Source organism: Bradyrhizobium sp. 35, from assembly GCF_023073215.1.
GTDB lineage: Bacteria > Pseudomonadota > Alphaproteobacteria > Rhizobiales > Xanthobacteraceae > Bradyrhizobium > Bradyrhizobium canariense_D.
In genome coordinates this window covers 1-13,314 of record NZ_JADPJC010000014.1, presented here as the reverse complement: position 1 = coordinate 13,314, position 13,314 = coordinate 1, and the positions used below count along the sequence as shown (strand labels likewise).

The window sequence follows — 13,314 nt, the reverse complement described above, 5'->3', positions numbered from 1 at the left end:
AGCGAAGTAATCCAAAAATGCATCCGCGAAGGGACTCTGGATTGCTTCGTCGCTTTGCCTCGCAATGACGACCGCTACGTCGCCTTCTTCGCGAACGTCGCCTTGAGATTGTCGAACAGCTCCACCTTCACGCCGTTGCGGCGCATGATGAAGCTCTGCTGAAGCACCGAGAGCGTGTTGTTCCAGGCCCAGTAGATCACGAGGCCCGCCGGGAAGCCCGCCAGCATGAAGGTGAAGATCAGCGGCATCCAGTTGAAGATCATCTGCTGCGTCGGATCCGGCGGCGTCGGATTCAGCTTCATCTGGAACCACATCGTGATGCCCATGATGATCGGCCAGATGCCGAGCGCGAGGTAGTGGCCGAACACGGGAATGGTGGTCGGATCGAACGGGATCAGCCCGAACAGAGTGAACAGGTTGGTCGGGTCCGGCGCGGAAAGATCCTTGATCCAGCCGAAGAACGGCGCGTGCCGCATCTCGATGGTGACGAACAGCACCTTGTACAGCGAGAAGAACACCGGGATCTGGATCACCACGGGAAGACAGCCGGCGACCGGATTGATCTTCTCCTTGCGGTAGATCTCCATCATCTCCTGCTGCTGCTTCACCTTGTCGTCAGGGTAGCGCTCCTTCAGCGCCTGAAGCTGCGGTTGGACCGACTTCATCTTCGCCATCGAGGCGTAGGACTTGTTCGCCAGCGGGAAGAACAGGAGCTTCACGATCACGGTCACGAGCAGGATCGAGATGCCGAAATTGCCGAAGAAGCGGTAGAAGAAGTCGAGGCCGAGGAACATCGGCTTGGTGATGAAGTAGAACCAGCCCCAGTCGATCAACAGATCGAAATGGTTGAGGCCGAGTTCCTTGTTGTAGCCGCCATGGCCGGCGAGCGGGAAGTTGATGCCGACAACGCTGGCTTCCTTGGCGCCGGCGAACAGCCGCGCGTTCGCGGTCGCGGAGCCGCCGATCGCGACGGTGACCGGATCGAGCAGATAATCGGTCTGGTAGGTGTGGACGTTGCCACTCGGATTCGACGAGAAGCGCGCCTGAATCTGCGCACTGGTGTCCGGCAGCAGCGCCGAGGCCCAGTATTTGTCGGTCATGCCGAGCCAGCCATTGGTGGCCTTGAAGTTCACCGTCCTGGCTTCGTCGATTTTCTTGTAGGCGTATTCCTGCAAGCCATCGAGATAGCCGATCAGGCCTTCATGCAGAATGTAGTAGCCGGAGACCTGCGGCGTGCCGTGGCGCGAGATCAGTGCGAACGGATAGAGCGTGACCGGCGCGTTGCCGACATTGCTCACCTCGTCCTTGACGGTAAAGAGGTAGTGGTCGTCGACCGAGATGGTGCGACGGAAGTTGAGGCCCTCGCCATTGTCCCATTTCAGCAGCACCGGGGTCGTCGGCGTCAGGCTGCCGCTGCCGTCCTGCTGCCAGACGGTCTGCGCGTCCGGCAGTTTCGCCGTCACGCCCGTCGCCGGTACCCAGCCGAACTCGGCGTAATACGGCTCCGCGGTCCCCGAGGGCGAATACAGAATAATCGGCGGTGACTTCGGATCGACCGTTTCGCGGAATTGCACCAGCGCGACATCGTCGATGCGTCCGCCCTTCAGCGAGATGCTGCCGGCGATCCGCGGCGTCTCGATCTTCACGCGCGGGCTGGCAGCAATGGCGGTGTCACGGCTTTGAACCGGCTGGGCTTGCTGGTTCGCGCTCGGCGTCGACGGCTGGGCCGTGCTGCCGGCCTGCGGCGTGGCGCCCGGCGTAGCGGAAGCCGTCGGCTGCGGCGTGGTCTTCTGCAGCTCGGCCTGCGCCTGTTGCTGGGCGCGCTGCTTCTCCATCGCCGGCATGTTGTAGAAATATTGCCAGGCGATCAGCACGAAGCCCGACAGAATGACGGCGAGGATGGTATTGCGGTTGTCGATCATCATTCTCTCGTCATCAATCCGGTTTGCGGCTGGTCGCAGGAGCGGGGCCGGGCTTTAAGCCGTCGGTTGTTGGGCTGCTTTTTGAGCCGCGTCCCTTGTGCGTATGCCGCGCGGGCTTCGCGAACGCTATGCGCAGATCGTCGAGCATGGTGGCGAAGCCGCGCGAGAGCGCGTCCCTTCGGCCGACCAGCACATAATCATGATGGGGCTGCATCGACACCGGATCGAGCCGCTTCACCAGTTCGCGAAGCCGGCGCCGGATGCGATTGCGCTCGGGGGCGTTGCCGTTCTTTTTGGTGACGGTGAAGCCGATCCGGATTGGGCCGCTATCGTCGCGACCGCGGCTTTGCAGGACGAACGCGGGGCTATTCACCCGCGCGCCATTGGCAACGGCGAGGAAATCCGCTCGCTGCCTCAGCCGATCCATGATGAAATCCCAAAAAGGGGGTCCGGCTCAGGCGCTCAGACGCTTGCGGCCGCGAGCGCGGCGGGCGGCGAGCACCTTTCGGCCGCCGGCCGTGGCGAGACGGGCACGGAAGCCGTGACGGCGCTTGCGCACCAGTTTGCTGGGTTGATAAGTCCGCTTCACGGGTTTTTCTCCGCTGACCGGGCAATTTGCCTGTAGAATTGATGATAAAGTCCGGAAGATGCTGCCCAAAACGGGCCTTTTTCGGCCCCAAGAGAGCCGCTCCCGGCGGTCACACCGGGTCATCGCGGACAATTGCGCGGCTTATAAGCGAGCGCCTTCTTTTCGTCAACGCCGCACAAGAGCTCAATTCCGGCGAATATCGCTGTTTGTGCGGGGTTTTTAACCCTTGAGGTAGCGACTCGCCAAATCTGCGCTTACATCCGACCTTGGCAGATTGACGATCTGTAATTTGACCGCGCTGGGGGCGGGCCGCATCTTCGTACGCGCCAAACCCTTCACCAGCCAAATCTTCAACCCGGTAAAGGCAGCGAGGGCGAATTTCGTGGCAGCGACAGACCTCCAGCCGATCCAGGATGGGGATCAGCGGGACCCGCCGGCGGCGCTGCCGCGTGGGACGCGCGGACTTGGGCTGTCCGGCAAGCTGCTGCTGCTCACCGTCCCCCTGGTGATGATCGCGGCCATCCTGCTCTACGTGCCGGCCATCGCCAACTTCTGGGTCAACCGGCTCAACGACCGCGTCGCCGCGGCCAACACGGCGGCGCTGGTGCTCGATGCGGCGCCGCTCGGCATGGTCCCCGATTCGCTCTCGCGCGAGATCCTGAAAAGCATCAATGCGCGCGCCGTCGCCATCAAGATGGGCCAGCAGCGCCGTCTGCTCGCCAGCGACAATCTGCCCGCCGCGATCGAGCACGACATCGACCTGCGCGACATGACGGCGTGGGAGGCGATCACCGGCTCGTTCCGGATGATGCTGGAGACCGGCAACCAGGCCATCCGGATCGTCGGGCCCGGCGTCGGCAACGCCCAGTTCATGGAGATCGTCACCGACGAGCTGCCGCTGCGGCAGTCGATGTACCGCTTCTCCCGCAACGTCGTGGTGGTCGCGCTGATCATCGCTGTGTTGACCGCGGGCCTCGTCTATCTCGCCATGCATTATCTCTTCGTGCGCCCGATGCGGCGGCTGACCGCGAGCCTGGTCGGCTTCCACGAAAATCCCGAGAGTTCGGCGGGGATCATCGTGCCGAGCCAGCGCAGCGACGAGATCGGCGTTGCCGAGCGTGAATTGTCGGACATGCAGCGCGACCTGATGTCGATGCTGCATCAGAAGAGCCGGCTCGCCGCCCTCGGCCTCGCCGTCTCCAAGATCAATCACGACCTGCGCAATCTGCTGGCCTCGGCACAACTCCTGTCGGACCAGCTCGCCAGCGTGCCGGATCCGCGGGTGCAGCGCTTTGCGCCAAAACTCGTCCGCTCGCTCGAGCGCGCCATCGCCTTCTGTCAGTCGACCTTGTCTTACGGCCGCGCCCAGGAAGCCGCGCCCGACCGGCGCATGATCATGATCGAGCCGGTGGTGCTTGAGGTGCGCGAGACCGCTGGCCTTGCCTCCGACGCCTCGATCTCCTGGGTCGCCGCAATCGAGCGCGGGCTCGCGGTCGATGCCGATCCCGACCAGCTCTTCCGCGTGCTGCTCAACCTCGTCCGCAACGCCGCCCAAGCGCTGGAAAGCCATGCGTCCGCCGAGGGCGGCGCGCAGCAGATCCGGATCACGGGAAAACGCGAGGGCGCGGTCGCCATCCTCGAGGTCTCCGATACCGGCCCTGGCGTGCCGCAGAAGACTCGCGAACACCTGTTCGAGGCGTTCCAGACCTCCGGCCGCCCCGGCGGCAGCGGCCTCGGCCTTGCCATCGCCGCCGAGCTGGTCCGCGCCCATGGCGGCGACATCCATCTGGTCGAAGGCACCATCGGTGCCACCTTCCGGATCGTCATCCCCGACCGCCCCGTGGAACTGCTCTCCGTCCGCAACGAGCGGGCGCGGGCGTAGGTCGGCCGGCGGCTGAGTGCGGAAACCGTCATTTCCCAGCAAAATCACCTCAATCCGGACCTTGCCAATTGGGGCAAGAGCGGTTAGTCAGGGCGCTCTTTCGCACCCCTCCGGCGTCGCCGGGGGCTGCCTGCGGGCCACGCCCGCAATGTCAGCGAAAAACGCGCCCGTAGCTCAGCTGGATAGAGCATCAGACTACGAATCTGAGGGTCGGACGTTCGAATCGTTCCGGGCGCGCCATTTTCGAATACGCGATCGACGCCGATTTCCCGCATCCATTCGTTTCGTCCGCAGGCGGCGCACCCGTTTCGGCGCGATGACAATCAATTGCACTGTTCGGGATTCTGCGTACCGCCGACAAAGCCCGCTTTAGCGCCGCCCTACATCTTGCGCCGCCGGATCCGAACCAAGCCCCTTGCTCGTCAGCAAACGGTTGAACTGATCGGCGGAAAAAAGCTGCCCGTCCGGAGCCGTGATCGATACCACAAAACCATTCACCGCATGCTTGCGGGCCAGGATCACCGCAACGATCGCGCTGTCACGGAAATCCACGGTGCGGCAGTCGTCTTTTACAGCTTCGATGATGAATGTCATTTGGCCCACGACCACCGTTGGCACGCGCCAATTGCGCGCCCGGCCACTCAATCCCGTATCGGTGAAAATGATATTGCCGACAAGCCGGCTATTGACCCGATTGAACCGCAACCATACCCATATTGGGGGAACAGCAGACCGGTCCTGCCTCACGCGTGGTGCGCCACGGATACATAGAACCGGCTTGTGGGCGTCGGACCGGACATCTGTAGAAGCGGGGACTGGTGATGGTTGGTACGACTGAAGGCGAGGACATCGCGTCGGATTTGATCCGAACCGTCTCCCGCCACTCGTTGGCCTACATGCTGTGCGCAGCCAGCGAAATGTTCCGCCACTACGATTTCGATCCGCTGGACTTGATGATCATTCATGCGGTCCTGAACGCCAACGTTCTCAAGATCATGAAGACCCCCGAACTCGACCGGCAATTTGGCAGTATCCAGGCGGTGGAGCCGGACAAGATCAAGCAGGGCGTTTCCCGTGCCGCCCTGTCCCGCTTTTTCGGTCTGCCGATCGAAACCGTTCGGCGGCGCGCCGATCGCTTGAAGAAGCAAGGCATTTTCCGCGAGACCGACCAGGGTCTGATCGTAACCGAAGCCAACCAGTTCAAGTTCGGCAATAATCACGAGTTGCAGAGAACTAACATGCTCCTGGTGCGGAAATTCCTCCGTGACCTGACGGAAGCGGGCGTTGAGCTTCCCGGCGGGATTTGATGGACCATTGGCGCTTCCGAATCGGGACCGCACCAGACGGTGCGCCATTCATCATCCGGCTTTCACGCGCTCTTCGGCCGAAAAGCGACGATGGATCCGCTTGGCTCGTCTTCGCGCATTGCCGCCTCGATTGCCTTCGCCAACGCAGCCTGGTCGAATGGCTTTGATAAACGCGGCAGGCTGGATCGTTCGTTGCTGGGAATCTCTGCGTATCCCGTGCTCAGGAGGATGACCGTCCCGGGGCGCTCCGCGGCGACAGCGCCGGCCAGCTGCAGTCCAGTCATCCCAGGCATGGCAAATTGTCCTCCCCTGACGACGCCGAATCATCCTCGGCACCAAGATCGTTTCCGCCTGACAGGGACCGCGCCGATGAGCGGCCGCGACATCCGTACCTCGTCAGACGAGAATCAGTTGAGAATAATACCGGCCGCGAGCCTGCACCGCAAAGTGGCAGCAAGTCGGCTGTTTCCCGCATAAGATGTAGGTCGCGCGACCGCCCGTGATACGCGAGGGGCACGTCACGCGCTGCTGCGCCGGCAAGAGCGTGGTGCTCTATGAATGGTAAGATCCAGGCACGCTCGGCCGGCGGTGTAAGGTGCAGCACGCAACATCACTTGTAATCTGCTTCACACGCAAATGCGCCCAATGACGCTAGACAAAACAGGTCGCGCCTTCGCGCGGCCTGTTCGGAGCTGGCGATGATGGCTGCACTGGCAAAGGCGATATCCCGCGCGACGAGAACCAACGTTGATGTCGAAACTCTGAAAGTCCTCGTGATCTTTTCGGGCGCGGGCTTGCTGCTCTCTCTCGTGGCCGCAATGATCTACGGGCAGGCTGGCAACGCCGCTTTGTTTTGAGATCCGGCGCGCCGGGTCGTCGAAGCGCAAGAAAGTCTTCCGCAAGCGTCCGCGCCAACCAATAGCGGACTTTATGCATTCGGTGTCGCCCGGTATCCGGACGCACGGAACCCCTCTCCGCGCAGGGCCGTGCGTCGTCTCCTTAACGAATCGTTTACCGAGCTTCGCGGCAGCCGTAACCGCGGGTTAACCATGGATATTTACGGTGCAGCAAGTCTCTAGGCTGTGCCTGTTAGTTGATTTCGAGTCCAACCCCATGGCGTTCGGTAGAAGCGCATCTCCGCGAAGCATCGCCCCGACGGAGCCCGCGGCTTCGTGGGAAGCGCCGCGGGCTGCGGCGGCGACCCCCGACAACACCGCCCCCGCGCTGATCAAGGGATCGCTGACCCTCACCGGCGCGTTCTCTTTTCTGCGTGAGAACGGCCGGCGCATCCTGATGCTGGCGCTGGCACTCTTCGCGCTCGGCGTCGCCGTGCTGATGGTGCTGCCGGTCCGCTATGCCGCGACGGCGCTCGTCGTGGTCGATCCCCGCGAGCTGCGCGTGACCACGGACCAGGACGTGCTGCCTGGCATCGGCCAGGACGCCGCTGCGCTTCAGAGCCAGATCGAGATCGCCAAATCGGACGGCTTTCTCCGGCCCCTGATCGAGAAGCTCAAGATCGCCGACGACGAGGATATCGCAGGCGGTCATACCGACATGACGCGCCTGCTCGAAAAACTCCGCAGCCGCCTCGATATCTCGCGTCGCGGCCTGACTTACGTCATCGCCATCTCGTTCACCTCGAACAGTGCGGAGCGGGCAGCGTATTATGCCAATGCCATCGCAGAGGCGTTCGTCGCGACCCAGAGCCGCGTGCGCAGCGATGCGACGGACGAGGCGGCCGACTGGCTCAAGGACCGGCTGAAGACGCTCAGCGAGCGCCTGCGCGTCTCGGAAGACGCCGTCGCAGCCTTCCGGCTCGAGCACAAGATCCTCAATGCCGGCAAGGATTCCACCACCCAGCAATTGCGGGTGACCGACCTGAACCAGCAGGTCTCCGCGGCTCGTGCGCGCACCGAGGAAGCCAAGGCGCGTTACGAGCAGGTGCAGCGCGATCTCAAGGCCAATGTCGAAGGTCCGGTGAAGCAGGATCTCCTGAGCATGCTGCGCGCGCAGCGCTCGACCCTGAACGACCAGATCGCACAGAAGAAGGCGGTCTACGGCGACCGCCATCCTGATCTTGCGATCTCCTACAGCCAGTTGGCTGACATCAACAGGCAGATCGAGGTCGAGCGGAAGAAGAACATCGACACCGCGAAGTCCGAATACGAGGCCCAGCTCGAGCAGCAGGCCGCGCTGGAAAAGCAGCTCAAGGCGGTCGAGACGCAGATGCTGGTGGACGGCCAGGCGCTCGTGAAGCTGCAGGAGCTGCAGCGCGATGCCGATGCCAACAAGAACATCTACGAGCAGTTTTTGTCGCGGTTCAAGACGACCAACGAGCAGCGTCAGCTTCAGAGCTCGCAGACCAAGATCGCTTCGCCCGCGATCCCGCCGCTGCGCTCGACGCGTCCGCCGCTCGCCCTGCTGCTCGCCGCGCTCGCGATCGGCTCGCTGCTGACGTCAACCGCTACGGTTGCGGCGATGACGAGCATGTCCGACAAGTCCGATCCTGCCGAGGCTCCGGCTCGAACGCCCACGCGTGCGGAGGCGAGGGAGACGCCGAAGCGGCAAGCCAAGCGTCCGGCTCCGGCCGTGCAGCAACCCGAGGCGATGCCGAACCTTCCGGTCTGGTCCCGCATTCCCGAACTGATGTCGGGAGCTGCGCCCAACACTGTCTGGCAACGACCGATTGCCGCCCCAGCCGAGCTCGATCTCGGCGCTTACTTGCGTCCGCTGCTCGAGCGTATCGATCGTGCCCCGGTGCGTGGCTGCAAGGTCGCCCTCGTGCTGTCGGTCGGCAAGAGCGCCGGCGGCAATACCGTTGCGCGCTCGCTCAACCGCGCGGCCGTCAATCGCGGCATGATGAGCGTGCTGATCCGGCTGCAGCCGGAATTCGCGGGCGCCCAGCCGCCGGTGACCGAATGGCAGGACGGCTCGACCACGGCAGGACTCCAGTCGATCGACGAGCTGCTGAGCGCCGGCAGGAAGGCCGATGCGCGGCCGGAGGACGACATTCGCTCGGAGTTCGACCTGATCATCGTCCATGCGAACAATCTTGCCTTGCAGCCAGATGCGATCGCGCTCGCCGCGCACGCGGACCTGATCATCCCGGTGGTGCGCGCCGGCGAGCTCGGTTCGGCGGCGATGCGACGGGTGACCGCCGCGCTGTCGAAGTACGACACCGTGCCGACCGGTCTCGTCGTCAATCATGCGCCCGCCGGCTCTGCCGCGCCTCACCCTGACGGCGGTGCGCTTAGCAGGGCGGTTTGACGATGGCGACGCCGTGCCGTCGTCTGCTCCTTGCCACGATCTTGCTATCCACGATCTTGATGCCAACGTCGCTCGCCTCCGCGACATCGGCCGAAACTTGCGTACCTGCCTCGCAGACCGTCGCGCCGCACAGGCTCGCCGCACTGTCGCGCGGGTTCAATGCCGACGGCTGGATCAATGGCGAAAAATCCGCGCCTCCAACTCGCGAATTGCTGCAGCAGCTTCGCAAGACGGGGATGAGTCATGTCCGCTTGCCGGTGCCGGCCGAGCGCGTGATGCTGCGCTTCGCTTCGAAAGCGGAACGCGATGAGACGCTGCGTGCGCTCGACAAGGCATTGAAGCAGCTCATCTCGCTCGGCTATTCAATCTCCGTCGATCTTCATCCCGGCGATCGTTTCAATCGCCTGCACAAGGACGACGCCGACGCCTCGCTGCGCGAGCTGGAGGATGCGTGGGGCACGCTCGCCCGGGTCATTCAATCGTTCCCGGCCGACCGCGTGTTCGCCGAGCTGCTCAATGAGCCCGACATCGAAGCCGGCAGATGGCAAAAGCAGGTCGAAACGCTCGCCGCCTTCGTTCGCCAATTGCTTCCCGCGACCACGCTGATCGTCGGCCCGGTCGACTGGCAACGCGCGGACTCGCTGCCGCGGTTTCGCCCGTTGCCGGATCCAAACGTCGTCTACGCCATCCATTTCTACGATCCCATGGTGTTCACACACCAGGGCCACTGGGACGTGCAGGATCCGCTGCACGACATCACGGATCTGCGTTATCCGATCAGCGCCGGCGATCCCGGGGTTCAGGCGCTCCGCCGGGATTTGCAGGACAGAGGCGCGACGAAGGCGCTCCTCATGCTCGACACGGCGATTGCCGCCGCCAGGGACAAGCCGGATGTCAGCCGCTGGCTCGCGCCCGCGGTCGCGTGGCAGCAGCAATTTTCGCGGCCGATCATCATCAACGAATTTGGCGTGTTGAAAGCCGCGGCGCCCCGGGACAGCCGCGTACGCTGGCTCGCGGCCGTGACCGCATATGCGCGGGCGCATTGCTGGGGCTGGGCGCATTGGGAGCTGGCGCAGGGATTCGGCCTGCTCGAAAACGGGACCGGCAAGCCCGATCCCGACGTCATGCGCGCGCTGTTCGGCGCCGCGAAGCCGGGCCGCCGCTGAAGCCGGTCCGTCATCGTTAACGAATCCTTACGCATCCTGCCGCTATCGTGGCCGCCGCGCTGCGCCAAAGGACGAGTCATGAGTGGCGGGACCTCACCGCATCTTCAAGCCGTGCAGGCGGGCTGTCCCGAGCCTTCGCGTTCGCCTTCACGTTCGCCTTGGCGCGAGCTGATCCCGACGCTCTGCATCGCCATCGCAACCATCGGCTTTGTGCCGGTCCTGCACGGGGCGAGCCCGGTCCTGTCCCTGACCGTCGAAGTTCTCGTCGCCATCGCCATCGTGGTTGCGGCTCCAACCTACGCGCCGGCGATCGCGATCTTCGTCCTGTTCTTCCAGAACCTGTTCGTCTCGATCCTGTCGCCGCTGATTTCGGCGCCGTCCGACCTGGACTTCATCAAAGGCTATAATTTTCTCGTCTGCTCCGTGATGTGGCTGACGACATTTGGGCTCTACGTCGCCGGCCAAAGGAACCGGTCGACTGAGGTCAATCAGATCATGCGCTGGGGCGTCGTGACCCTCGCCGTGGTGTCGTTGTATTTCGCGATCGGCTTCGTCCAGGACGGCCAGGCGGCAACGGTCTATCTGCGCAACATCGTGCTGCCGCTGTTCCTGTTTCAGCTCTCGCTGCTGACGGCCGCGACCTATGAGGTTCGCGCCACGCCGTTCCTGGTGACGCTTGGAGTCATTCTGATCCTGTGCGGATACGTCGAGTTTGCGTTTCGGGATTTCTGGCTGGCCGTCACCAACGGCTACACGTTCTGGGGTTTCGACGAGCTCAAGGCGGCCCGCTCCGGCGCTTGGGAAGCCGAGATGCGCGCCACCGGCAACGTGCCGGTCGATCTGAAGGATCGCTTCAGCTTCGACTTTCTCAATACGCCCCTGCTCGAAGGGTTCGGCGTGTCGAAGATCCTCCGCATCCACGGGCCGAATATGCACCCGATCAGCTTCGCGTACGGGATCGCGTTTTTCGGGCTTTTCCTGTTTTCGGTAGGGCGTCCGGTTCTGGCCCTCGTGGCGTTGCCGCTGCTGATCGTTTGCAGCGTGAAGGGAGCGCTCATCGTGGTGGTGTTCGTCGCCACGGCCTGGATATCGACCCGTCTGCTCGGCGCCGTGGTGACGCTATGGCTCGGCTTCGTGGCCTTGATCGTGTTTGCAATTGTCGCGATCCGCGTCGGCTTGCAGATCGGCGACTATCACGTCCTCGGCCTCATGGGCGGCTTGAACGGATTTCTCGAAAAGCCGTTTGGCCGCGGCCTGGGCGTCGGCGGAAATCTGTCGGACGATTATTTCTCGATCGACTGGAGCGCCGCGCAGGCCGCCGGAACGACCAACGGCGCCGTCGAGAGTGCGATCGGGGTCCTGCTGTACCAGATGGGCATCGCCGCCCTCGTTCCGCTGGCGTTTCATTTCGCGGTGGCGCTGAAGGCCTGGCGTCTTTATGCGTTCTCCGGATATCTGACGCAGGGGCTCGCGGGCTTCGGCGTCATGGTCGTGCTGCTGAATGGATTGTTTCAGGAAGAGGCCTTGTTCGCGCCGCTGGCGCTGGGGCTCATGCTCTCGCTCACCGGACTGGTCATCGGCAGCCAGATCAGGGCGCAGACGGTCTCCGTTCCGGATGCCGATCCGGAGCGGCTGGCACACTACCAGCCCGCGACGTAGCCTTTAAAAGCCGTAACCTTTAAAAATTGTGCGGCAGTCCAGGCGTCACCGCCACCCCAGCGCAGGCGCCACATGCGTGAGGATCGCCTCGATGGCGTGCGCGCAATAGTCGACGCCGAGCTGGTTCGGAATCGTCAACAGCAACGTGTCCGCCTCGGCGATCGCCTCGTCCGTTCGGAGCTGCTCGATCAGCACATCAGGCTCCGCCGCATAGGAGCGGCCGAAGATCGCGCGGGTGCGCGGGTCGATGAAGCCGACCTGGTCCTCGCTGCCGCGCTCGCCGCCGAAATAGGCGCGGTCGCGATCGTCGATCAGCGCGAAGATGCTGCGGCTGACGGAGACGCGCGGCTCGCGGGGGTGGCCGGCCTCTTTCCAGGCTGCGCGATAGGTACGGATTTGCGCGGCCTGCTGCACGTGGAAGGCTTCGCCGGTCTCGTCGTTCTTGAGCGTCGAGCTCTGCAGATTCATGCCGTGCCTGGCGGCCCAGACCGCCGTGGCGTTCGAGCCGGCACCCCACCAGATCCTCTCGCGCAGACCTTCCGCATGCGGTTCGAGCCGCAACAGCCCCGGTGGATTTGGGAACATCGGCTGCGGGTTGGGTTTTGCAAAACCTTCGCCGCGCAAGATGTCGAGAAAGACCTCGGCATGACGCCGGCCCATGTCGGCGTCGCTCTCGCCGTCGGCCGGCCCGTAGCCGAAATAGCGCCAGCCATCGATCACCTGCTCGGGCGAGCCGCGGCTGATGCCGAGCTGGAGGCGCCCGCCGGCGATGAGATCGGCAGAGCCTGCGTCCTCCGCCATATACAGCGGGTTCTCGTAGCGCATGTCGATCACGGCCGTGCCGATCTCGACCTTGCTGGTCCTGGCGCCGACCGCGGCCAGCAGCGGAAAGGGCGAGGCGAGCTGGCGCGCGAAATGGTGCACGCGGAAATAGGCGCCATCGGCTGCAGGCGGCTTACTGGTACCGCCTCTTGAAGGTGGCGATCCCGTTCAAAGGCGGACGGCTGTCCCTGAGCCACCTCTTCCTGTTCCTAGGCCGGCTGAACTTCATCTTCGGCAGCGCTGTGTTCTCGATCGTGCTGTTTCGCCACCTTCCCGAACTCGGCCCCGATACCGACGTGGTCTTGATGGCCCGACGTGGGGTGTTGATGGTGATTACGCTGTTCGCGCTGTTCTGCTTCACGTTAGAACTCGAGCGTCTGGGGGATGCACTTGGCGAGAACAAACGAGAGTAGCGCATGCGGCTCGACCGCGCTCTCCACCGAGGTCTGCCGGAGACTATCACCGCTACTACCAGGCCGCCGCGATTACTGTCCAATTTCCTCCTGTGCTTCGGAGGGACCAGGGATCCCGAGCGGAGCGACGCGAAGTCACCGTACTCTGCGATCGCCCCCCTTTAAGAGAGCACTGTCATGACCGCTTGTGTGAAGGGTTTCGGATGCCGGCCGCATGATTGACGGCGCGGCACATTCGGGCGGCCGGCGTCCGAAAGCCTCCAAGGGAGGAAACCGCGCATGGTGGG

The 13,314-nt window shown here is 63.7% G+C and carries 11 protein-coding genes, 1 tRNA gene and 1 pseudogene; 8 read left to right on the top strand and 5 right to left on the bottom strand.

Translation table 11 applies throughout. The features are described from left to right. Positions 1-74: 74 nt before the first annotated feature. Genes yidC through rpmH form a run of 3 tightly spaced genes read right to left on the bottom strand, consistent with a single transcriptional unit; the run spans position 75 to position 2,511 of the window. On the bottom strand, positions 75-1,922 hold the full coding sequence (gene yidC / locus IVB36_RS02165) for a membrane protein insertase YidC (RefSeq protein ID WP_247390450.1): 1,848 nt from the start codon (positions 1,920-1,922) through the stop codon (positions 75-77). Positions 1,923-1,935: 13 nt separating this feature from the next. Then, positions 1,936-2,349, bottom strand: coding sequence for a ribonuclease P protein component (gene rnpA, locus IVB36_RS02160; RefSeq protein WP_018453036.1), 414 nt, complete (start codon positions 2,347-2,349; stop codon positions 1,936-1,938). A 27-nt stretch (positions 2,350-2,376) separates the two neighbouring features. Further along, complete coding sequence (gene rpmH / locus IVB36_RS02155) at positions 2,377-2,511, bottom strand: 50S ribosomal protein L34 (protein ID WP_008542748.1); 135 nt, start codon at positions 2,509-2,511, stop codon at positions 2,377-2,379. 382 nt (positions 2,512-2,893) lie between these two features. On the opposite strand from rpmH, the gene IVB36_RS02150 reads away from it, so the two are divergent. Further along, entirely contained in the window at positions 2,894-4,393 is a 1,500-nt protein-coding gene (locus IVB36_RS02150; RefSeq protein WP_026232446.1) for a HAMP domain-containing sensor histidine kinase, read from the top strand. 163 nt (positions 4,394-4,556) lie between these two features. Further along, a tRNA-Arg gene (locus tag IVB36_RS02145) sits at positions 4,557-4,633 on the top strand. 129 nt (positions 4,634-4,762) lie between these two features. On the opposite strand, the gene IVB36_RS02140 is transcribed toward IVB36_RS02145, so the two are convergent. Next, on the bottom strand, positions 4,763-4,987 hold the full coding sequence (locus tag IVB36_RS02140; protein ID WP_018453038.1) for a hypothetical protein: 225 nt from the start codon (positions 4,985-4,987) through the stop codon (positions 4,763-4,765). 266 nt (positions 4,988-5,253) lie between these two features. Here IVB36_RS02140 and IVB36_RS02135 point away from each other — a divergent pair, with 266 nt between their 5' ends. The 5 genes from IVB36_RS02135 (at position 5,254) to IVB36_RS02115 (ending at position 11,792) form a co-directional block, all read left to right on the top strand. Beyond that, positions 5,254-5,700, top strand: a complete 447-nt coding sequence (locus IVB36_RS02135) for a hypothetical protein (RefSeq protein ID WP_247299217.1) — start codon at positions 5,254-5,256, stop codon at positions 5,698-5,700. A 698-nt stretch (positions 5,701-6,398) separates the two neighbouring features. Then, entirely contained in the window at positions 6,399-6,557 is a 159-nt protein-coding gene (locus tag IVB36_RS02130) for a hypothetical protein (protein ID WP_018453041.1), read from the top strand. Between the two features lie 256 nt (positions 6,558-6,813). Beyond that, positions 6,814-8,967, top strand: a complete 2,154-nt coding sequence (locus IVB36_RS02125) for a GumC family protein (RefSeq protein ID WP_018453042.1) — start codon at positions 6,814-6,816, stop codon at positions 8,965-8,967. 59 nt (positions 8,968-9,026) lie between these two features. Beyond that, positions 9,027-10,133: a cellulase family glycosylhydrolase gene (locus IVB36_RS02120; protein WP_247390441.1), complete on the top strand. Its 1,107-nt coding sequence runs from the start codon at positions 9,027-9,029 to the stop codon at positions 10,131-10,133. Positions 10,134-10,211: 78 nt separating this feature from the next. After that, positions 10,212-11,792 carry a hypothetical protein gene (locus IVB36_RS02115; RefSeq protein ID WP_018453044.1) on the top strand — a complete coding sequence of 527 codons (1,581 nt, stop codon included), beginning with the start codon at positions 10,212-10,214 and terminating at the stop codon, positions 11,790-11,792. A gap of 45 nt (positions 11,793-11,837) precedes the next feature. Here IVB36_RS02115 and IVB36_RS02110 read toward each other — a convergent pair. Continuing rightward, positions 11,838-12,737: pseudogene (locus IVB36_RS02110) on the bottom strand (LLM class flavin-dependent oxidoreductase); the annotation flags it as partial. Positions 12,738-12,763: 26 nt separating this feature from the next. Here IVB36_RS02110 and IVB36_RS02105 point away from each other — a divergent pair. Next, positions 12,764-13,027 (top strand): hypothetical protein, encoded by a 264-nt coding sequence (locus IVB36_RS02105; RefSeq protein WP_247390440.1) that lies wholly within the window; start codon positions 12,764-12,766, stop codon positions 13,025-13,027. The last annotated feature ends 287 nt before the right edge of the window (positions 13,028-13,314 follow it).

What these genes read in the sequence shown, in the direction of transcription:
- rnpA (WP_018453036.1), bottom strand. Translation starts at nt 2,349, where the DNA reads ATGGATCGGCTGAGGCAGCGAGCGGATTTCCTCGCCGTTGCCAATGGC.
- IVB36_RS02115 (WP_018453044.1), top strand. Translation starts at nt 10,212, where the DNA reads ATGAGTGGCGGGACCTCACCGCATCTTCAAGCCGTGCAGGCGGGCTGT.
- IVB36_RS02130 (WP_018453041.1), top strand. Translation starts at nt 6,399, where the DNA reads ATGATGGCTGCACTGGCAAAGGCGATATCCCGCGCGACGAGAACCAAC.
- IVB36_RS02140 (WP_018453038.1), bottom strand. Translation starts at nt 4,987, where the DNA reads ATGACATTCATCATCGAAGCTGTAAAAGACGACTGCCGCACCGTGGAT.
- IVB36_RS02125 (WP_018453042.1), top strand. Translation starts at nt 6,814, where the DNA reads ATGGCGTTCGGTAGAAGCGCATCTCCGCGAAGCATCGCCCCGACGGAG.
- yidC (WP_247390450.1), bottom strand. Translation starts at nt 1,922, where the DNA reads ATGATCGACAACCGCAATACCATCCTCGCCGTCATTCTGTCGGGCTTC.
- IVB36_RS02120 (WP_247390441.1), top strand. Translation starts at nt 9,027, where the DNA reads ATGCCAACGTCGCTCGCCTCCGCGACATCGGCCGAAACTTGCGTACCT.